This is a genomic window from Oceanicaulis sp. (assembly GCF_965249665.1).
Lineage (GTDB): Bacteria > Pseudomonadota > Alphaproteobacteria > Caulobacterales > Maricaulaceae > Oceanicaulis.
Genome location: NZ_OZ252247.1, coordinates 901063 through 922681 on the forward strand (window position 1 = coordinate 901063; position 21619 = coordinate 922681).

Annotated in this window: 15 protein-coding genes; 11 read left to right on the forward strand and 4 right to left on the reverse strand. The window is 60.8% G+C overall.

Annotation, left to right across the window (positions count from 1 at the left end):
* Positions 1 to 19 precede the first annotated feature (19 nt).
* Positions 20 to 712 carry a GntR family transcriptional regulator gene (locus ACP154_RS04230; RefSeq protein ID WP_421856374.1) on the forward strand — a complete coding sequence of 231 codons (693 nt, stop codon included), beginning with the start codon at positions 20 to 22 and terminating at the stop codon, positions 710 to 712.
* Positions 713 to 722: 10 nt separating this feature from the next.
* On the opposite strand, the gene ACP154_RS04235 is transcribed toward ACP154_RS04230, so the two are convergent.
* From ACP154_RS04235 to ACP154_RS04245, 3 genes are all read right to left on the reverse strand, one after another.
* Complete coding sequence (locus ACP154_RS04235) at positions 723 to 2669, reverse strand: BCCT family transporter (protein ID WP_421856371.1); 1947 nt, start codon at positions 2667 to 2669, stop codon at positions 723 to 725.
* Positions 2670 to 2686: 17 nt separating this feature from the next.
* Positions 2687 to 4711 carry a tetratricopeptide repeat-containing sulfotransferase family protein gene (locus ACP154_RS04240; protein ID WP_421856368.1) on the reverse strand — a complete coding sequence of 675 codons (2025 nt, stop codon included), beginning with the start codon at positions 4709 to 4711 and terminating at the stop codon, positions 2687 to 2689.
* A gap of 94 nt (positions 4712 to 4805) precedes the next feature.
* The gene (locus ACP154_RS04245; RefSeq protein ID WP_424993767.1) at positions 4806 to 7424 is read right to left on the reverse strand and encodes a TonB-dependent receptor; all 2619 of its coding nucleotides are present in this window, start codon (positions 7422 to 7424) and stop codon (positions 4806 to 4808) included.
* 382 nt (positions 7425 to 7806) lie between these two features.
* Here ACP154_RS04245 and ACP154_RS04250 point away from each other — a divergent pair, with 382 nt between their 5' ends.
* A complete protein-coding gene (locus tag ACP154_RS04250; RefSeq protein WP_421856362.1) occupies positions 7807 to 8031 on the forward strand; it encodes a hypothetical protein in 225 nt (74 codons plus the stop codon).
* Positions 8032 to 8147: 116 nt separating this feature from the next.
* Here ACP154_RS04250 and ACP154_RS04255 read toward each other — a convergent pair whose 3' ends face one another.
* Positions 8148 to 9071, reverse strand: coding sequence for a LysR substrate-binding domain-containing protein (locus tag ACP154_RS04255; protein ID WP_421856359.1), 924 nt, complete (start codon positions 9069 to 9071; stop codon positions 8148 to 8150).
* An 85-nt stretch (positions 9072 to 9156) separates the two neighbouring features.
* On the opposite strand from ACP154_RS04255, the gene ACP154_RS04260 reads away from it, so the two are divergent.
* The 9 genes from ACP154_RS04260 (at position 9157) to ACP154_RS04300 (ending at position 21294) form a co-directional block, all read left to right on the forward strand.
* On the forward strand, positions 9157 to 11175 hold the full coding sequence (locus tag ACP154_RS04260; RefSeq protein WP_421856356.1) for a tetratricopeptide repeat-containing sulfotransferase family protein: 2019 nt from the start codon (positions 9157 to 9159) through the stop codon (positions 11173 to 11175).
* A gap of 115 nt (positions 11176 to 11290) precedes the next feature.
* Entirely contained in the window at positions 11291 to 13603 is a 2313-nt protein-coding gene (locus tag ACP154_RS04265) for a TonB-dependent receptor (RefSeq protein ID WP_421856353.1), read from the forward strand.
* A 35-nt stretch (positions 13604 to 13638) separates the two neighbouring features.
* Positions 13639 to 14448: an SDR family oxidoreductase gene (locus ACP154_RS04270; RefSeq protein WP_421856350.1), complete on the forward strand. Its 810-nt coding sequence runs from the start codon at positions 13639 to 13641 to the stop codon at positions 14446 to 14448.
* A 7-nt stretch (positions 14449 to 14455) separates the two neighbouring features.
* Positions 14456 to 15454, forward strand: coding sequence for an NADPH:quinone reductase (locus ACP154_RS04275; protein WP_421856347.1), 999 nt, complete (start codon positions 14456 to 14458; stop codon positions 15452 to 15454).
* A 64-nt stretch (positions 15455 to 15518) separates the two neighbouring features.
* Positions 15519 to 16994, forward strand: coding sequence for a carboxylesterase/lipase family protein (locus tag ACP154_RS04280; RefSeq protein ID WP_421856344.1), 1476 nt, complete (start codon positions 15519 to 15521; stop codon positions 16992 to 16994).
* The gene (locus ACP154_RS04285) at positions 16991 to 18544 is read left to right on the forward strand and encodes a BCCT family transporter (protein ID WP_421856341.1); all 1554 of its coding nucleotides are present in this window, start codon (positions 16991 to 16993) and stop codon (positions 18542 to 18544) included. The genes ACP154_RS04280 and ACP154_RS04285 overlap by 4 nt, the downstream gene beginning before the upstream one ends.
* A 25-nt stretch (positions 18545 to 18569) precedes the next feature.
* On the forward strand, positions 18570 to 19490 hold the full coding sequence (locus ACP154_RS04290; RefSeq protein ID WP_107713604.1) for a 3-keto-5-aminohexanoate cleavage protein: 921 nt from the start codon (positions 18570 to 18572) through the stop codon (positions 19488 to 19490).
* The gene (locus tag ACP154_RS04295) at positions 19487 to 19912 is read left to right on the forward strand and encodes an acyl-CoA thioesterase (RefSeq protein ID WP_421856338.1); all 426 of its coding nucleotides are present in this window, start codon (positions 19487 to 19489) and stop codon (positions 19910 to 19912) included. Before ACP154_RS04290 ends, ACP154_RS04295 begins: the two co-directional genes overlap by 4 nt.
* A 95-nt stretch (positions 19913 to 20007) precedes the next feature.
* Positions 20008 to 21294 carry an MFS transporter gene (locus ACP154_RS04300; RefSeq protein WP_421856335.1) on the forward strand — a complete coding sequence of 429 codons (1287 nt, stop codon included), beginning with the start codon at positions 20008 to 20010 and terminating at the stop codon, positions 21292 to 21294.
* Positions 21295 to 21619: the final 325 nt, after the last annotated feature.

Here is a 21619-nt window from a genome sequence, read left to right on the forward strand (position 1 = left end):
GCGTGCTTACAACAGCGTCATGCACCCGTATGAAATCATCCGCACAGAAATGTTGCGCCGGATCAACGACCAGACTTGGCCCGCCGGTCACGTCCTGCCTCGCGAGGACGATCTGGCCGAGGAATTCAGCGTCGCCCGCGGCACGATCCGGCGGGCCTTGTCGAGCTTGGCCGAGGCCGGTCTGATCGAGCGCAAGCGTCGGGCCGGCACGCGCGTTGTGGACCGGCGCGGACACAGCTCCACCCTGACCATCCCCATTGTGCGTCACGAAATTGAAGCGCGCGGCGCAGTTTACGGCTATCAGCGCATTTGTGTGGATGACGGCGCGTCATCGCCGCTGGACCAAGCCTTGTTCATGGGCGCGACGCTGCGCCATATTCGGTGCTTGCATCTCAGCGATGGCAAGCCGTTCCAGCTTGAGGACCGTTTGATCAATCTCGATACGGTGCCTGAAGCGGCGCAAGCGCCTTTTGAAACGGTCAGCCCCAATGAATGGCTGGTTCAGCGCGCGCCTTATTCCTTCATCCGGACCGCGCTGCGCGCCGAGCTGGCCCACCCCATCGACCAAGCCCATCTGGGCTTGCCCGCCACCGAGCCGGTCTTTGTGATCGAGCGACAAACACGGTTCAGGGATGCGCCCTTGACCTCTGTCAGGCTATCGCATGCGTCCTCTGCGTTTCAGATTGTCACCGAGTCCGGCGACCTCGTCTGACCCCGCAGCCCTAGTTCACATTCACCAGATGGTGAATCCATTGGCGATGCCGCTCATAATGGCGGATCACGTCGCGAATGACCTGCATTTTGGAATAGCCATAGATGCAATAGTGCTGGCCGCCCTCGGTGAGAAAAACCTCGCCGCGTGAGTTCTGCTGGCTGAGGCTGGAGCCTGGCGCCGGCGCCTCGTCATAGCTTTTCAGCTCAACGCCAAAGATGAAATCAGGCTGCTCGCCATGCTGGATCGTCAACCAGACACGGTCCTGATCCTCACTCCACTCCATCCGGGCGTTAAGTCCCTGATGCTCCATTTCGGGGATCACGTCCTGAAAAGCGGGCTCCACAGACTCCTTCATCCAGGCGCGGACATCTTCAGGTTTGGGCGTTGAGAACATCAGTTGCAGACGGGTCCGCCACGGTACAGAGGCCCCTTCCACGGGTAATTGCGGCGCGGTTTTCGCACCAGCCCGTCGCGCCGTCTCCATCGACCAAGCCCGCATCAACCCAATGAAAGCCAGGAAAATCACAAAGGTGAAGGGAAGAGCCGCTGCGATCGTCGCCGATTGCAGGGCCGCCAATCCGCCCGTCACCAGCAGAACCGCCGCAACGACGCCTTCCAGCACCGCCCAGAAGAACCTTTGCCAGAGCGGGGGCGTCAGGTCGCCGCCTGACGCCAGGGTGGCTTTCACCAGCGAACCTGAATCCGAAGACGTCACAAAAAAGGTTGTGACCAGAATGATCGCCAGCACTGAGGTGATGGCGCTGAAGGGCAAACTCTCCAGGAAAGTGAACAAGACCAGGGGCGTATCTCCGTCCCGCACCAGCTGCAGCAAAGGTTCGGCCGTGCCGCCCACCGCCTGCAGCAGGGCTGTATTGCCGTAAATTGTCATCCAAAGGAAGGTGAACAGGGTCGGTCCGAAGAGAACGCCCAGAATGAATTCCCGGATGGTCCGCCCGCGTGAGATACGCGCAATGAACATGCCCACAAATGGCGACCAGGAAATCCACCACCCCCAGTAAAACAGCGTCCAGTCATTCACCCACACGCCGTCGCCATAAGCGTCGACATTGAAGGTCAGAAGCGCCAGCTGGTCGACATAATCACCGATGTTCTGAACATAAGCGCCGATCAGGAACAGGGTCGGGCCCGCGATAAACACGAAGATCATCAAGCCAATGGCGAGAAACAGGTTCAACTCGCTCAAGCGTTTGATGCCCGCATCCAGCCCCGCCAGGACGGATGTGGTGGCCAGCGCCGTGATCAGCACGATCAGGCCGACCTGAACTGGCGGCGAAATCGGCAAACCAAAGAGCGTATTGAGCCCGGCGTTGATCTGGCTGACGCCGTAGCCCAGCGATGTTGCGACGCCGAACAACGTGCCCAGGATCGCCACCACATCTACGGCATGCCCGATCGGGCCGTAAATCCGCTCCCCGATCAGCGGGTAGAGCGCGGAGCGAATGGTCAGCGGCAGGTTATGGCGAAAGGCGAAATAGGCCAGGCTCAGCCCCACGATCGCATAAACCGCCCAGGCATGAACGCCCCAGTGAAAGAAGGTCAGGACCATCGCCTGCTCAGCCGCCGCGACCGTTTCAGGATCGCCATTGGGCGGTGTGACGAAATGGGTTAACGGCTCAGCGACCGCGAAAAACATCAGGCCAATGCCCATGCCCGCCGAAAACAGCATCGCGAACCAGCCCAGAAACCCGTATTCGGGCTCTGAATCGTCCGGGCCCAGCTTGATCCGTCCCCAATCAGACAGCGCCACGATGACGGCGGCGACCAGGAAAATGCCGACCCCGACCGAATACACCCACCCCGCATTCACCGTGATGAGCGAGCGCAGATCCCCGAAAAGCGCTTCCGCCTGATCCCCCGCGAGCACGGCGTAGGCGACACCGGCGAAGATCAAAACGGCGGCCGGAATGAAGACGGCGGGTTCAAACTTTTTCATGGGCAAACGGTCTCTCGTTAGGAGCGAACGGCGTTTTCGATCGAGGAATCCCTGCGCCAATCGTCACAGACAGGGCCGAGCGCCTCACGCAGCGGATCTAGCCAGGCGTCATACGCCTTCCACTGCTCAAGGCCTTTGGTGTTGATGGGTTGTCGTACCTGCTCTGAACTTGCAGTGCGCACTTCGCGTTTGGTTTTGTGAAAGTCCACGCAGGCCGGCTCAAACGGCAGATCGCAATAGTCGAGGATACGGCGCACCTGGCTTTCCAGATCGCTGACCACATCCTCATGGATCACCCGCAGGACCTGACCGGGCATCACCGCGTCCCAATGGTCCATCAGGTCCACATAACCGCGATAATACGCACCGATTTCCTCGAGTCCGTAGGTGAATTCCTGGCCTTCGGCGAACAACTGCTTGAAGCCTGACACGCAACACGCCATGGGGTGGCGGCGCGCATCGATGATCTTCGCCTGTGGCAGGATCTTCTTGATCAGACCCACATGGCGGAAATTGTTAGGCATTTTATCGGTGAAGAACGCCGCGCCCTTCCGATGAATGGCGGTTTCATCGAGATAGCGCCGCCCGAGTTTGACCAGCTGGTCTTCGTCAAGCTCTGACAGGATACGCGGATACCGCGACTTGTCGCTGGCCCGGTCTCGCCCCCGCAATCCATGGCTGATGGCTATGATATTGGGCAGCTCCAGCGTGCCGTCCACCTCACTGTGAGACGCCAGAATCTGTTCAAGCAGCGTCGAGCCGGCGCGCGGCAAACCCACGATGAAGATCGGGTCGGGCGCCGGATCGCCCCTGGGCGCGTCAGCGCCAAAGAGCGCGGGCGTGCAAAACTGTTTTTGCGCGTCGAACTCCGCCCTGATCTGTTCGGTGGTGTAGCGCGTCTGGCGGGTCTTCAGCGCATTGCCGCGCTGGTAATGCTCGAACGCAGTCTCATAAGCACTCTCATCCTCGAACGCTTTGCCCAGCGCGAAGTTGAGATTGATCCGGGTCTGCAACGTTTGTCCTGCGCGCGCCTCTTCGCGCTTCATGACAGCGCGCTCATCGGCGGAAAATCGATAAGTTTTCAGATTGGCCAGACCATACCAGGCGTCGCCATGGGCCGGGTCAGACATGCAAGCCGCCTGATAGGATTGAATCGCCGGTTCAGACCGGCCCCAGGTTTTCAAGGCATGCCCGCGCGAGGTCAGGGTCGAGGGATCCCCCGGCGCACGCTCCAGCACCTCATCAAACAAGGCGACAGCCTGTTCGTAATCACCGGTCTGCATGCGCTCGATGGCGAGCTGGGAGGCGAAGACCGGGTTCGCCGGGTCGCGTTCATACAGCGCTTGCGCCTCGCTCAGCGCCTTTTCGAACTTCTGCCGTTTGCGCAGGATACGAATGTAGTCCACCCGCAGATCGGCGTTGTCAGGGTCGAACGAAACTGCGCTCTCAAGCAGGAATTCCGCATCTTCCAGAACTCCGAGGCGCGAGCCGATCTCGGCCAGAAGCCGCATGCCGGCCACGTCCTTGGGATGCTTTGTGAGCCAGGACCGGCACAAGCTTTCCGCTTTCAGCAGCCGGTTTTCATGCAAATGATGCATGGCCGCCTGAAGCGCGGGCGGCAAGGTCTTGATCTGCTCGGCCTGGACCCGCGCCATACGGGCTTCATCGCCGTGGCCGCTGGCGTCCAGAATATCGGCTTGCGCGGTCCAGGCGGCATGCAGAGCCGGGTTGGCGCGCACCGCCGCGCGGTAACAGGCCAGCGCACGATCTGCTTCGCCCTCATCGCGATGCAGATGCCCCTCTTCCTGCAATCCACGCCCGAAATCAGGCGCGACCCGCAATAAATGGTCCAGCGTGGCGCGCGCAGCATCGATCTGCTTGAGATAGCGCTGACAGACCGCCGCCATGTACAAGGCGTCCACCATGTCAGGATCTGATTGCAACACCGGCTGCAACGCTGAGAGCGCCGTATCGAACGCGCCGGTCCGCATCTGCGATTCAGCGGCGCGCAAGGCTGGTGAGTGCGGATCGTCAGTGGACATCACGTCTCCATAAAACACGATGGGCGCCCCATGCCAAATGGGACGCCGCACACGTGAGAACGCCCGGCCTGCAAAACAGGCCGGGCGTCAGAGCCTAGTAGGAAATGCCGAAGCGGATCCCGTAGGTCCGCGGACGCATCACAGTGACGCGTTCACGGTCATTGATGTAGTTATTGGCGAGCTCAGCATTTTCGTTGGTCACATTGTCCACGAATAGCTCGGCGCTCCAGTTTTCTGACGTCAGGCCTGTACGCAGGCCAAGCGTCGCATAACCCTCAACATCCGCTGCATTGATCTCGATGATGTCCGAACGGCTGTCGCTCGAATAGATCACCTGACCTTGGACGTGGGCGGTCCAGCTGTTTTCAAGTTGCCACTCGTACCGCGCGCGAGCATTGAACTGCAGGTTCGGCGCGTAAGCCAGCTCTTCACCCACGACCACATCATTGGTCGGGACGAGGACTTCGGTGATCTCGCTGTCGAGGATCGAGAAGGCGCTGGAGACCGTCAGGCCCGGAACATCCGCCGGCGCCCAGGTCACATCGCCCTCCAGGCCCATGATCTCAGCGTCCGCGGCATTGTCCGAGAAGAACAAATTGACAATGGACGGATCGAAAATGGTCGTCTGCAGATCCTCGATCTCGACGAAGAAGGCGCTGCCGTTGAAGCGAACCTGGTCTTCGAACAGGTCAAGTTTCCAACCCAGCTCGTAATTGGTCAGCTCGTCAGAATCGATGGCGAAGGGCACGATATAGCCGTTCGGTCCGGGCGCGCCGCCCGGACGGTTCAGCAGACCCGGACGGAAACCTTCCGAATAGGTCGCATAGAACAGCATGCCCGGCGCCGGCGTCCAGGTGCCGGTCAGCTTGAAGATCGAGCCGTCCGTCGCCGCAACGTCAGGCGCACGCGCCGCATTGAAGATTTGCTGGGCCTGGGCCTGGCTGAGCGCCGGGTCGATCGCTAGAATGTCGGCGATAGACTGGGTGTCGTTATAGGTGATGTGACGGCTGGTGTCGCAGGTGCCGCGGAAGGTGTACTGACCGTCGCCATTATAAAGATCGGAAATGTCGGTGCCAAACGCATTGGCGTCCGTCCCGCCGGAGTTACAGAACGACGCATTCGCGCTACCGGCCAGGTCCACTTCGATATCGTAATACCGTGCACCCGCCGTCACCGCAAAGACGCCCGGAACCAGGTCATAACTGACCTCGCCAAACAGTCCCATCTGCTCATCGGTGCGCTTGACGTCGTTGCGGAAGATCACGGGCTCCGGGAACGGTCCCGGATCAGAGGTGAAACCGGTCTGGAACGGGAAGTTCGGGGCGAACGGGCCGAACGGATCCGCGTCCACGCTGCCGAAATAAGTGAAGTCGTTGCGCTCTTGCACCTCGGTGCTGGAGTAGAACCCGCCCGCTGTCACACGCCAGCGCTGATCCTGCGGCGTGTTGAAGCGCAGCTCATGGCTTTCAACCTGGGTGTTCGTGGTGGAGGCCACCACCGACTCCGGGCTGTAGCACGTGCCTGACGGCGCAGCCGCGCCCGGATAAGTCACAGAGCCTTCGCAGGTGTAGTACGGAAAGTACTGACCCACGAACATATACTCGGTGTAGTCGATGATTTGCTCGGAATCACGATCGGTGAACGCGCCGGTATAGACCACGTCCAGCATGGCCAGACGGCCTTCAAGGGTCCAGGACGCGTTGACGAAATCGTCTTCAAGGTATTCGTCATTATAACGCTGAACGTCATAGTCCTCGAGTTCGGGATCCTGGAAAAAGACGCCATCAGTGTCGAGCTGCTGGCTCATCGCCGACACGGTCAGACGCCAGTCAGGATTGAACTCGTAGCGGCCCGAAATCCGGAAACCTGAATAGGTCGTGTCGTTGAAATCATCTTCGACGAGCGCAGAATTGTCCGCGTTGATGAAGGTCACAGCCGACAGATCAGCGCCAGCCTGGAAGCCGCCGCGATTGGCGTTCACGGGGACGCCGTTGGAGCGCACGGTGCCGGATGGGCGGAAGCGTGCGGACTCTGACGTGTTCACCGTGCCGGCGACATTGTCGATATAACCGCCCTGCTGGTCCCAGAAGCCCACCATGCGGAGCGCGAAATTGTCGCCCACAGGCAGGTTGACCATGACGTCGGTGGAATAGCTCTCTTCACCGCCTTCGGTGAAAGACAGACCAAAATTGGCGGCCGCCTCATAAACACCCAGCAAAGGCTTGTTGGTGATCATGCGCACAGTGCCGGCCTGAGAGGACGCGCCGAACAATGTGCCTTGCGGACCGGGCAGCACCTCAACGCGCTCAAGGTCCACAGCGTAAACGTCAAGATTCCGACCCGGTTGCGCCAGCGGCTGCTCATCAAGATAGAACGCCACGTTCGGCGCGAGGCCCGCGACGCCCGCCGTCGTCAGGTTTGGCGTGGTCGATGCAACGCCGCGGATATAAATCGTGTTCTGACCCGGACCGCTGCCGCCAGCGGTCACGCCGGGCAGCTGAACCAGATAATCGGCGAAGACGTCCACATCGAGTTCTGCCAGATCATCAGCGCCGATCGCGGAGACGGCGACAGGGATGCTCTGGGAATCCTGTTCGGTCTTGGTGGCGGTGACGACAATGCGATCCACCTGCGCGCTGGCCACGCCGCCCATGGCGACGCCCATGGCTGCGGACAACATGGTGCTCGCGAGAACTCGTTTCTTGAGACTCATCTTTTAGCGCTCTCCAATTGATTATGATGATGCCGATCTAGACAAACCGTGAGGCGCTGACCAGAATTACTTTCAACCGTAAGCTTTCGGCGTGTTGCAGAGCTGCCTGCATGACAACGGTTTTTGATTTATAACTCAGATATATCAATTGCTTGGATCGAGAGTTGCTAAATAACAACACAATTCCAAAGTTCCCGTCGCGTACAAATCCGAAGTCATGGCCTTGGCGATCGCTTCCAATTGAAAGCTTCTGGATGCACCATCCATGAGCTCGATCCTAAAGGATTGCCGCATGCCCTATGTTTACTCCTCAGCGCTTTTCATAACCGCCATCATGCTAGCGGGATGCGCTTCTACGCCCGATGCACAGAGGACCATGGCTATGGGCGAACCTTTTCCCGACAGCGTGAACGCTTTCGGCGACGGTTTTCCTGACGCGGGCGCGCCCTGTCGCCGACTGGGCGAGTCTTCCGCCACGTCCGCATATCTCGATCACACACAAACGCTGGCGGGATGCCTGTCCCGATCTGACGCTGAGGCTTTGGGAGGCCGGATCGTGGGACGAGTTGACGGCGTGTGGCTGGTCTCAATCCCCACGAAACCCTGAGTTCACGCTTCAAGCCATCCGTAGCAAAACGCCGGTGCGGCTCATTACCGGACGCCCGCAACGCCCGGCGCAGACGCCGTGCGGCCTGAGCCCAAGCTGGGCCTTATGGGCGCCACTCAATCGCTTGAAAGCACGAGTGGATGCAAGGTTGGATCCTTGCCCAGCTCATCAATCAGCCAGCGTTCAAATGAGGCGACTTTCTCCAGCCCGCGCTTGGCGTGAGGCGTCGCGAAATACCAGTTCCCCGGCAAGGCGTGGCGCCGATCCGGGAATAGCTCCGTCAACGCGCCGCTTTCAAGTTCGGCTTCTGCGAAGGGCTCGATCGCCAGGGCGACACCCATTCCGCCGACCGCCGCGTTCAAAGCCAGATCATAACTGTCAAACAGCCCCTCTCCGGCCGGGCTAATCCCTGACAGACCCGCAGCCGTCAGCCAGGTCGACCAATCATCAGCAGACGGATAAACCTGCAACAGGGGATGGTCACGCAGATCTGACGGTTCCGTGATAGGACCGAACCGTTTGACGTAGTCAGGGCTCGCCACCGGAAACACCCGGGAATTGAACATGGGCCGATAGGAGACTTGTGGGTCTTGCGGGTGCCCGATCATGATGCAGGCGTCCACCGCATCCACACTGAAATCCACATCGCTCTGCGAGGTCACAAGGCGGATGGGTTTCTGTCCGGTCGCCCGGCTGTATTTCGACAGACGGGGCACAAGCCAGCGAATGGCGAAAGTGGAATATGTCTGCAAGGTCAGACAATTGCCAGTATCAGACAACAACTCTTCGGTCGCTTCCTGTATGCGTTCGATTCCGCGCATCACGCCAAACGCGTAGCGTTCGCCCTGAGCGGTCAGGACCACGCCATTGCGGTCGCGCTGCATGAGCCGGCAATTGAGCTCGTTCTCGAGGCGGCGAATCTGGTGGCTTATGGCGGAGGGCGACACGTTCAGCTCTGCAGCGGCCGCCTTGAAGCTGCGCAGGCGCACCACGGCCTCAAAGGCGCGAAGGGAAGCGAGGGGCGGCAAGCGTCGCTGCATGAATAAACGTCTGACTGGCTTGAAAAACGAATAGATAGTCGTGCTTGATGTCCCCTCGCGTCAAACACAAACATCGGAGCCTTTCATGACTGCAGCCCGCTCACGCCCGCAGCCGACCCTGGCCGGACGAAGCGGCCGCACCTTGGCCTCCTGGGTGGAACGTGAACCGCAGGCAGCGCTCGCGGCGGCGCAAGCAGAGCGCCAAACGGCGCCAGACAATCTGCTAGCGATGCATGTGGAAGCAGAGGCGACCCGTCGCTTGGGCGATGCGAAGCGGGCGCTGGAACTGGCGGACACGGCACTGGGTCGTCATGTGGGCCATCCTGCGCTGACGCTGGAGGCGTCGCGGGCCCTGGCGGATCTGGGCCGCCTTGCAGACGCCATTGCCCGCGTCGAAGCACTGACACAGGTCGTTCCGGATTTTGCGCCGGGATGGCGCACGCTGGCTGAGCTGCGCGAAAAGGCCGGCGACGCCGCCGGGGCATTGGAGGCCGCTCGGCGCCAGGCGGAGGCAAGCGCACGCCCGCCTGAATTGATCGAAGCCGCCGAGCTGATCCAGGCCGGCAAGCTGGGACGCGCCGAGCATATCCTGCGCAGCTTCGTTAAGGCGCATCCGACCGATGTGTCCGGCATTCGCCTGCTTGCTGATGTCGCCTTGCGGCTGGGCGTGCTGGAAGACGCCAGACGATTGCTGGAACGCGTGCTGGAGCTAGCGCCGGACTTTCACATGGCGCGGCATGATTACGCCAATTGCCTGATCAAACTTCAGAAGTTTGATCAAGCCGAGCATGAGCTGAGCGTGCTCGCGCAAGCGGAACCTGATCACCCCGGTCATAAGGTCCTTCTGGCGCTGCTTCGTGTCAGAACCGGCCGCCATGAAGACGCCTGCGAGATCTATGCGCAAATCCTGACTGACAATCCGCATCAGGCCCGTATTCAAATGAGTTATGGCCATGCGCTGAAAACCATTGGCCGACGCGAAGACGCCATCAGGGCCTACCGTGCGGCGATCAAGGCGGAGCCGACACTGGGCGAGGCGTATTGGAGCCTCGCCAATCTGAAAACCGTCACCTTCAATGACACAGATATCACCGGTATGCGCGAGGCGCTCTCACATACTGAGATCAGCGTCCAAGATCGCTATCATCTGCAATTCGCGCTCGGCAAGGCGCTCGAAGACAACACCGAGTTCACTGACGCCTTCAGAGCCTACGAAACCGGCAACGCCCTGCGACGTAAAACCGTGCTGTATGACGCTGACCGCACACGGGCTGAAACGGACCGCGTAACCCAATTCTTCACGGCGCAATTTTTCGAGGCGCGCAAGGATTGGGGCGATCCGTCGCCTGACCCGATTTTCATTCTGGGCCTGCCGCGCTCCGGCTCGACCTTGCTTGAACAGATACTCGCCAGTCATCCCGAGATTGACGGCACATTCGAGCTGCCCGACATCATTTCAATCGCACGCCGCCTGTCGGGCAAGAAACACCGGACCGATGAATCCCTGTATCCTGGCGTGCTTGAAACCCTTGGCCAGGACGAGGTGCGAGCGCTTGGGGCTGAGTATCTTCAACGCACGGCGACGCATCGGCAGGGCGCCCCGTATTTTATCGATAAAATGCCCAATAACTGCATGCATGTGGGCCTGATCCGGCTGATCCTGCCAAACGCGAAGATTATCGATGCGCGCCGGAATCCCCTCGCCTGCGGCTTTTCGAACTTCAAGCAACTCTTCGCCCGCGGGCAAAATTTCAGTTATGACCTAGAGGACATAGGCCATTATTACTCTGACTATCTACGGGTAATGCGAGCCTTCGATGCGGCGCAGCCCGGTGCGGCCTTACGGGTGATCTATGAAGATCTGGTCGCGGATTTCGAACCCCATGTGCGCCGCCTGCTCGCCTATGTCGGCGTCGCGTTTCATCCAGATTGCGTGAACTTTCACTCAACAGATCGTGCTGTGCGCACCGCGAGTTCCGAGCAGGTGCGGCAACCTATTTACCAAAGCGGAACAACACAATGGCTGAATTTTGAGGAGCAGCTGGCCCCCTTGAAGACCGTGCTGAAAACCGAGCTGACTCCCCAAAGACACTGGGATAGATGAATTTTATTCACCTATACGCGAGATTTTTCCAGTCGTCGGCCTAACCCTCCCTCCCTTAAGGTCTGGCTGAAATGCGCATGAAATGACGCATCGTTAGATTGAGGGAGGACGCACAATGGCAGGTTCTGAAACGGCCCTGAATCCGCGCGCCAAGGGCGCGCGCGCTAAATGGTTGATGACCACCACTTGCGCGGCTGCGCTAGGTCTCCCCGGGGCTGCGTTGGCCCAGGCAACCGCGGAATCTGACGCTGCGCCACGCCGGATCGAAGTGATCACGGTGACCGCTCAAAAGCGCGAGGAAAGCCTTCAGGACGTCGCCTTGAGCGTTCAGGTGCTCGACAACACATTCCTCGATCAGCAACAGATCACCGACTTTGAGGAATACGCCCAGCTCCTGCCCAGCGTCTCCTTCAACGCCGTCGGACCGGGCTCGGCCCAGATCTACATCCGCGGCGTGTCAGACGGCGGCGACGGCAACGCCTCGGGCTCCCAGCCCAGCGTAGGGCTTTATCTCGACGACCAGCCCGTCACCGCCATCGGTCGCAATCTCGATGTTCACATCTACGACGTGTCGCGCATCGAAGTGCTCGGCGGCCCGCAAGGCACGCTGTACGGCGCCAATTCACAGGCCGGCACCCTGCGGATCATCACCAATGCGCCAGACCGCAGCGGTTTTGAAGCGGGCTATGATCTGTCCGCCGAAAGCGTCAGCGAGGGCGGTGTGGGCTATTCCGCCGAGGGCTTCGTCAACCTGCCGCTCGGCGACCGCGCAGCGCTACGACTGGTCGGCTGGCATGACCAGTCCGCGGGCTATATCGACAATGTCCCAGCCACGCAGACGTTCTCGCGATCCGGCATCACCGTGGACAACGCGGCCTATGTGGAGGAGGACTTCAATGAAGAAACCACGTCCGGCGCACGCGCCGCGCTGCAGATTGATCTCGACGACAACTGGACCCTGACGGCCCGCGCCCTGCACCAGACGCAGGAAACCGAAGGGGTTTGGGATCATGACCCTGAAGATGTGGGTGATCTGGAAGTCGCGCGGTTCTTCAATGACCGCTCAGAAGACACCTTCACCCAGGTTGGCGCGACCATCGAAGGGAATATCGGCGGCGTGGACCTGACATATTCGGGCTCCTATCTCGATCGCGAAGTCGAGTATGACAATGATTATTCCGCCTATGCGGAATATTCGTCCTTCATCGACTATTACACCTGTTATTACGCTTATGATTCAGCGGCGGGCGCGTATGATTTCTACGCCTGCGAGGATCCACGCATCCAGTATCAGGACCGTAGCCAGTACACCCGCGACAGCCATGAATTCCGCCTCGCGACGCCCCAGCAAAACCGCTTGCGCCTGATCGCGGGCGTCTTCTACCAGCGCGCCGAACATGATTTCGACTTCGACTGGAACATCCCGACCATCAAGCCGGGCATGGCGGTGGACGGCGACACGGCCTATTTCACCACCAATCAGGTACGTGAAGACACTGAAGCCGCTCTTTTTGGCGAGCTTTCTTATGATCTGACCGACACGCTCACCGCCATATTGGGCGCACGTGTGTTTGACACCGAAAGCTCTATCCAGGGCTTTGTCGGCACCGTTTTCACCGCCAATCCTGAAGTGGATGTTGAGCAGTCTGAATCGGGCAGTCTGTACAAATTCAATCTGACCTGGCAGCCCAGCTCCGACCGCCTGTTCTACGCAACTGTCTCTGAAGGCTTCCGGCCAGGCGGGGTCAACCGCGCCTCGACGTCCAACATCCCCGGCACGTATGACTCCGATCTGATCACCAATTACGAGTTCGGGTGGAAGACGACGCTGGCGGATGGAATCCTGCGTTTTAACGGCTCGGCTTTCTTGATGGATTGGGAAGATGTCCAATTCACCCGCTTTGATCCGTCTGAATCCCCTCTCGGGCTGACCCAGAATGCGGGTCAGGCGCAGGTGCTCGGCCTTGAAGCGGATATCAGCTGGCTCGCCACAGACGCTCTGACCCTGACAGGTGCGGTGACGGTGCTTCAGGCGGAGCTGAGTGAGGACTTCAGCCAGAACATCAACGCAACGACGCCCGATGCGCCGGACGGTACGGAGCTTCCATATATTCCATCCGTGAAGGGCTATCTGAACGCGCGCTACGAATTCGCCTGGCGCGACTTTGACGCGTTCTGGAACGTGCGCGGATCCTATGTCGGAAAATCCTACAATGACCTGTTCATCGCCTCGCGGTCAGAGCAGGACGCTTACGCCTTGCTGAACCTGTCGGCGGGCCTGAGTCGGTCGAACTGGACCGTCACCGCCTATGTGCGCAACGCCACTGATGAACGCGCCGAGCTCTATCGCAACGCGACAGACTTTGACAGCCGCATCACGACCAACCAGCCGCGCACCTTCGGGCTCAGCCTGTCCCAGCGGTTCTAGTGCTTGGCTCTCACGAGCCAAAAGAAGGATCGACCATGACCCAAGACGCATCAGCGGCGCCCCAGGGCGCCGCTGCACCGGTCGCACTTGTCACCGCAGGCGCCTCTGGCGTCGGCCGCGCCATCGCCAAGGCCTATTATGATGCCGGCTGGGCGGTTCATGTGTGCGATGTGGACGAGCGAGCGCTTACAGACTTTCTGGAAGCCTATCCCGGCAGCGGCGCCCGGTGCGCGGATGTCTCAGACCCTGCAGCAGCCGAGCGCGTCGTCAAGGAAATCCTGGCTTCCTATGGTCGCCTGGACACTCTGGTGAACAATGCGGGGATCGCAGGTCCTACAGGCCCTGTCGAAGACCTCGATGCAGACAGCTTTCGTCAGTGTCTGGACGTCAATCTCGTGGGCGCTTTCAACTTCATCAAACATGCCGCGCGTGCGATGAAAGAAGCGGGCTCAGGCTCCATCATCAACATCGCCTCCAACGCCGCCTTGTTCGGCTTTCCCTATCGTACGCCTTATGCCGCGTCCAAATGGGCGCTGATCGGGTTGACGAAAACCTTGGCCATGGAGCTGGGACCGTATGGCATACGCGTGAACGCCATCTGTCCGGGCTCTGTCGAGGGGCCTCGCATCGAAGGCGTCATCGTGCGTGAAGCCGCCAGCCTCGGGGTCAGCCCCGACGAGGTGCGTCGCACCTATGAAGGCCAATCCTCGATGCAGACATTCATTCGCGCCGAAGACGTCGCCAATATGTGCACATTCCTGAGCTCCAAAGGCGGCGAACGCATTTCGGGTCAATCCATCGCAGTCGATGGGCACACCGAATCCCTGTCCTTCCCGGTCAAATGAGGCGGCCATGAAAGCCATCTATTTCGAAGCGTTCGGAGAGCCTGAAGACACGCTCATGCTGGGCGACAAGCCGATTGCCGAACCTGGAGCTGGCGAAGTTCGCGTCAAGGTCGCCACCAGCGGCGTGAACCCGTCCGACGTGAAGAAACGGCGCGGGTCATTTCCGAACCTGCTGGATGACGGCTATATCATCCCGCACAGCGACGGCGCGGGCGTCATCGATGCTGTGGGCGACGGCGTCGACCCGTCGCGCCTCGGCGAAAAAGTATGGCTTTATCAAGCCCAGTACGGGCGTCGCTTTGGCACTGCCGCTGAGTATGTGGTGATCGAGGAAACGCGAGCGCCGGCTCTGCCGAACGGCATCAGTTTCGAGGTCGGAGCCATTTACGGCATTCCGGTGATGACGGCCCATCGCTGCGTGTTCGCCGAAGGCGATCCAAACGGCAAACTCATTTTAGTGACGGGCGGCGCTGGCCGGGTCGGCCATTACGCTATTCAATGGGCCAGCCGCGCAGGGGCGACCGTGGTCGCCACCGCCAGCAATCGCGAAGACGAGGAAGCCTGCCGGGAAGCGGGCGCCGCCCATGTGGTCAACCATCGTCAAAAGGGCTGGAGCGCTGAACTCCTGAAAGCGACCGGCGGACGTAAGGTGGATCAGGTCGTCGAGGTCGAATTCGGGGCTAATCTGGAGGAAGTGCTTGATTGCATCCGCATCGGCGGTGCGATCTGCACCTATTCCTCCGCCCAGGATATGAACCCCACTCTGCCGTTTTACCGTATGATGTTCATGGACCTCACCGTACGCATGGTGATTGTCTACGCCATGCCGGAAGACGCGAAGGCTCAGGCCATTCAAGATATCGCGCGAATGGAAACCGGCCCTGAGGGCGGACTGATCCATCGGATCGCAGAAACCTATCCGCTGGCCGAATGCGCCGCCGCCCATGCAGCGGTGGAGGCTGGCGACCGTCGCGGCGCCGTCATCATCAACGTGCAGGAGGTCTGATCGGTTGAAGGTTCGAAGTCTCATCACCGGAGCGGCGTGCGCCCTGCTGGCCCTGAGCGCCTGCATGACGCAAACGTCTGGGCTCCCCCGTGCAGAGACTGAAGCAGGCCCGCTGATTGGCCTGGCCTTGGATCGACACCACGATGGCGGGGTGTTCAAAGGCGTGCCGTTCGCCGCCCCGCCCGTAGGCGCTCTGCGCTGGAAAGCGCCACACCCCGTCGAGGCGTGGAGCGAGGAGCGCCCGGCCCAATCCTTCGCGCCGGCCTGCATGCAGACCCGGTCCAATGTCGAGTGGTACGCCGATATCGCCGAAAGCTTCGGCCAATCGAGAGACCGCGCACCCGAGCCGCACAGTGTCAGCGAGGACTGCCTCTACCTCAACATCTGGACGCCGGACCTCGCCCCGGACACGCTCGCGCCGGTCATGGTGTACATCCATGGCGGCAGTTATACCGGCGGCTGGTCCTACGAGCCCAATTACCACGGTGACGCCTTCGCTGATCAAGGCGTCGTTCTCGTGTCCATCGCCTATCGTCTTGGCGCCTTCGGTTATCTTGCGCCCGATACCCCGGGCGCTACGCCGAACGCCGGATTGCTTGACCAGATCGTGGCGCTTGAATGGGTGAAGGCCAATATCAGCGCGTTTGGCGGCGACCCCGACACGGTGACGATTTTCGGCGAAAGCGCGGGAGCGGCTGCGGTCGGCGCATTGATCGCCTCACCCGCTGCAGACGGCCTGTTCCATCGCGCCATCAGCCAGAGCGGCGGATTTGAGTATGCCGCCGACCGCCCTACGGGGACCGCCCACTCAGCTTATGCGCGTCTAGCCGAGGCGCTTGACGGTAATCCGCTGGATGCCTCCGCCGAAAGCATCCTGAAAACCGCAGGCGAGGTGTTGCCTGACTATGATTACGGGCCAGTCTACGGCCCTTCTGAGCTGCCCCACTCGCCCGGAGACGCGCTTAGACAAGGCGCGCTAAACGCGGTTCCTCTGATCATCGGGACGAACCGGGACGAATGGCGCATGTATGTGGATACGGACCGGCTCGATGAGGCGCTCGACGGCTGGCGAGAACAGGTGGGCGACGCCGCTGTTCAGGCGCTGCTCACCGAAGAAGGCTCACCCCTGGGGGCCATTGACCGGCTGGAGACCGCGCAATGGATGCGGTGTCCGGGTCAGGCGCTCGCCCGTGGGGTCTCCGCTCAGGACGCGCCGGTCTATCTTTACCGGTTCGAGCGCGTGCGAGACGGGGCGGAGGAAGCCTTGCGCGCCTATCACGGCGCCGAACTCCCTTATGTGTTCAATACGCATGACGATTGGCTGCCCACCAACACAACTGACCGCGCGCTCAGCGCGTTAATGAATGAAAGCTGGGCGCGCTTTGCGCGCACAGGCGATCCGAACCCCGTTTCTGAAACGACGACCTGGCCTGAGTATTCAGCAACAGGCGCACTCCTGATCTGGGATGAAACACGAACCGAAGGTGCACCGCTGGACGGGGCTTTATGCGCACGTCTCGGCTGGGAGAATGCACAATGACACAACGCATACGCACGGACTGGGTCGCTTTCAGCGTCAGCGCCGGCATTGTCGGACTGGTCTGTCTGGGTCTGGTTCTGGATCCGGACGCCGGCGCCGTATTGCTGCCGCAGATTTACGGCTTCGTCGCAGAGACGATCGGACCGCTCTATCTGATCCTGGGCATCATCCTGATCGCGTTTCTGGTCTGGCTGGCGCTGAGCCGGTTCGGCGTGGTGCGTCTGGGAGGCCCTGACGCGACCGAGGAATTCAATACGCTGGGCTGGGCGTCCATGTTGTTTTGCGCCGGGATCGGCGCGGGATTGATGTACTGGGCCGGCATTGAATGGGCGTATTATTTCCAGACGCCGCCCTTTGGGCTGCCGCCCGGTACGCCTGAAGCGATTGAATGGGCGTCCGCGTACGGGCTGTTTCACTGGGGGCCGTCCGCCTGGGCGTTCTATTGTCTGCCCACCCTCGCCATCGGATACGCCTATCATAATCGCGGCATTCCTTTTCTAAGGCTGAGTACGGGGTGCGCGGGAACGCCCGGCTTTGGCGCGCACCAACCGCTGGGACGATTGGTGGACACCATTTTCATGGTCAGCCTGCTTGGCGGCGCCGGCACTTCGCTGGGTTTTTCAACTCCGATGATCGCCGCCCTCGCCGCCCGGATCATGGGCGTTGAGGCGAGTTTCGGGCTTGAGGTCGCCACGCTTGTAGTCACCATGGTGCTGTTCGCGCTCAGCGCCGCCGCAGGCCTGCGCAAAGGCATCCAGCGTCTAAGCGATCTGAATGTGGGACTGATCTTCGTCTTTCTGGCGCTTGTTTTCATCGCCGGACCAACAGGCCTGTTCATCGAGGCCGGCGTGACCGGCTATGGGCTGGTCGCACAGAATTTCCTGCGCCTGAACAGCTGGGCCGAACCCTTTGGCGACACCGGTTTTGTGATCGACTGGACCATCTTCTATTGGGCCTGGTGGATCGCTTACGGACCAGTAGTCGGCCTGTTTGTGGCGCGCATTTCGCGCGGCCGGACTATCCGTCAGGTCATTTTCGGTATGATCGGCTATGGCAGTCTGGGCGCCGGCTTGTTTTTCGTGACCCTTGGCAATTACGGGCTGAACCTGCAGCTGACCGGTACGGTGGACGTGGTCGAGCGTCTGAATGCGGATGGCGGCGCCCAGGCGATCGTGGCCATCATGGACACCTTGCCGCTGGATGTGTGGGCAATGGGTTTGTTCGCCATCGCCGCCGTGGTGTTTTCCGCAACCACCTATGACAGCGCCTCCTACATTCTCGCCTCGAGCGCGACCCGGTCCTTAAAATCAGGCCAGGACCCCGCGCTCTGGCAACGCCTGTTCTGGGCCGCCATGCTGGGCGCCTTGCCGATCACGCTGTTGTTCGTAGGTGGGCTGCGCGTCGTTCAGACCGCCGCACTGATCGCCTCCGCCCCGGTCGTCCTGATCGGTCTGGTGATGGCGCGATCGCTGATGACCCAACTGATTGAAGACCAGCCTCCCCAGGGGAAAGACCCGTCTGGTGATCCCCACCCGCAACCACTGGAGTGATGTATTGACCGTTCAAGATCAGAAGCTGAACCGCAATGTGATCCTGACGTGCGCTGTGACCGGCTCAGGCGAGACGGCCGGCAAAACCCCGCATGTGCCCGTGACGCCCGAAGAGATCGCCAAGGCTTCCATCGAGGCCGCAAAAGCCGGCGCCGCCATCGCCCATATTCATGTACGTGATCCGCAAACCGGCGCGCCCAGCCGTGATCCGGAACTGTTCAAGGAAGTCGTCGACCGCATCCGCGAACACGACACCGATGTCATCATCAATCTGACCACTGGCATGGGCGGGGATTTGTTCCTGGGGCCTGATGAGGACCCTACCAATTTTGACCTCAAGGACACCGATTGCGTCGGCCAGGTCGAGCGCATGGAGCATGTGGAGATGCTCCTGCCGGAGATCTGCTCGCTTGATTGCGGCTCGTTCAATTACGACATCCCCAACTATGTCTATGTCTCCTCCACCGGCATGTTGCGCATTGGAGCCGAGCGGCTCCAGAAGATCGGCGTCAAACCCGAGCTGGAAGTCTTCGATCTGGGCCATATCTGGTTCGCCAAGCAGATGATGGCGGAAGGCCTCCTCGAGCAACCTCCGCTCTTCCAGCTTTGCATGGGCGTGAAATGGGGCGCAGAGGGCCTCACCCGAAACATGCAGACCATGGTCGATAACCTGCCGGAAGGCGCCAACTGGGCGGCCTTTGGTCTGGGCGCCAATGAAATGCCGATGGCGGCGCAGGCGGCCTTGATGGGCGGTCATGTGCGCGTGGGCCTCGAAGACAATCTCTATCTGGCCAAAGGCAAGCCCGCGACTAACGCGCAGCTGGTCGACCGCGCCCGCTCCATCGTGGAAATGATGGGCGCCAGCATCCAGACGCCTGAAGAAGCGCGCAAGACGCTTGGCCTGCGCAAGCTTGAAGAGATGAAAAAACTGCGAGCGGCGGCATGATCGCCCCGTTCCGCGCTGTCGCGCACCCCTGGCTTTGCGACGTGATAGGGCATCTGACGACCCGCTATTACATGGCGATGTTTGATGACGCCTCCTATCACGCTCTGAACGCCGTGTTCGGCTGGTCAGGTTCTGACGCCGAAGCGACGGGGACCGGATTTGTCGATGTGCGTCACGAGCTCGATTATGACGCTGAGGTGCGCGCTGGCGACCTACTTGAGATCCACGCCCGCCTCGAACGGCTTGGCGGCAAATCCGTGACCCTGGTCTATGACATGATGATCGTGGGCCGGGATGAGCGGGCCGCGCGGATGACAGCCGTATCGGTCTGTTTCGACACGAAAACGCGCAAGGCGGTCCCTCTGCCAGTTGACTGGCGCGCCGAGGCCGAACGCTTCCTGCAGGCTAGCGCGCAAGACTGATCAGCGCCCCTCAGTCTCAGTCCAGCTTCAAGAACGATTGACGGCGCCCCACGGTCTCAGGCACACGCGAAAGCGTATGGCGAAGGAGCCGGCCCATGACGGACCAACAACAGACCGGGGAGCGCAGCTTGCTGGGCGCTGTCGTTCAGCTCTGGGCGCTCTTGCTAGGGATCGCGCTGCTTCTGGCCGGCAACGGCTTGCAAGGCACGCTTTTAGGCGTGGTGGCCGAGGATTCTGGCTTTTCCGCCACCCTGACGGGCCTAGTGATGACCAGCTATTTCGCCGGGTTTTTCGCCGGGTCCGCAAGCGCGGAACGCCTGATCACCAAGGTGGGCCATGTGCGCACCTTCGCAGCCCTGGCCTCGATCGGCTCTATTGCGATCCTGGTGCATGGCCTGCTGATCGACCCCATCGTGTGGTCCGGCATGCGGTTTCTAACCGGTTTCAGCTTCGCAGGGCTTTATGTGGTGGCCGAAAGCTGGCTGAACCGGGAGAGCTCAAACACCTACCGGGGGGCTTTGCTGGCGATCTACATGATCATCACCCATGGCAGTCTCGCCATCGGGCAAGGGCTTTTGAACACCGCGTCGACAACCGGGCTGACGCTCTATGTGCTGTCCTCCATCATCATTTCGGGCGCGCTGGTGCCCATCCTGCTCAGCTCGGCGCCCCAGCCGCACTACATTCTGCAGGTCGAGCGCCTGACCCTGCGCAAGCTGTTCGCGATTTCCCCGCTCGGACTGACGGGCAGTTTTTGCGCCGGGGTAGCCAACGGCATCATTCTGGGCATGGGCGCGGTCTATGCGCGCCGCATCGGGTTGGAAGTCAGCGGGGTGTCGCTGTTCATCGCCGCAACTCTGGTGGGCGGCGCCGCCTTGCAATGGCCCATCGGGCGCTTGTCTGACGCCATCGACCGCCGTGTGATCATTGGCGCCGTCGCGGCTGCTGCCGCCGTCGCCGCAGCCTTGCTGCCCATGGCGGCTGAAATGGGTCTGATCGCGCTGACCGTGACCGGATTCTTCGCAGGCGGCCTGACCATGACGCTCTATCCGCTGTCTATGGCGCATACACACGACTGGCTTGAGCCTGACCAGATGACGGCGGCGTCGAGCGCACTGGTCATGGTGTACGGGGCCGGCGCGGTGATGGGCCCCATCGGCACAGGCGTTCTGATGGGGCTGATCGGGCCCAGCGGCTTCGCCTATTATCTGATTGGATTGTGCCTGTTGCTCTCCGCCATCGCGGTTTACCGGATCACACGCCGTGACGCCCCCGACGCCACCGAAGACTACCTGCTGGCGCCAGCCGCCATGGTCGGCGGCGAGTACTGGGCGGAAACCGCCGTCGAAGAAGCCGCAGACGCCGAGAGCGATCCGGCCTGACGCACGGCGACATCGCTCAGACCCCCGATGGCCAGAGGTATGTCAACAAAGTGCAGACCCCGGTCCTCCAGCACCTGACCGCATCCCCCAATGACAACGGGAGTGCGCAGGATCTGCGGCGGGCTGAACGGCGAAGCGAACAGAGTGCGCCATCCTTCTGAGAACAGAAGCTCGCTCAACCTCCATCCGACATCAGGAATTTCATTGTTGAGTATGTCCGTGCATTGTTGATGACGTCAGCATCCCTGTTTATAGACTTTGGATAAGTTGCAATGTTGCGCGGCTGGTCACCAGGCGCCCAGAAATTAGAAAATTGAGTATGGCT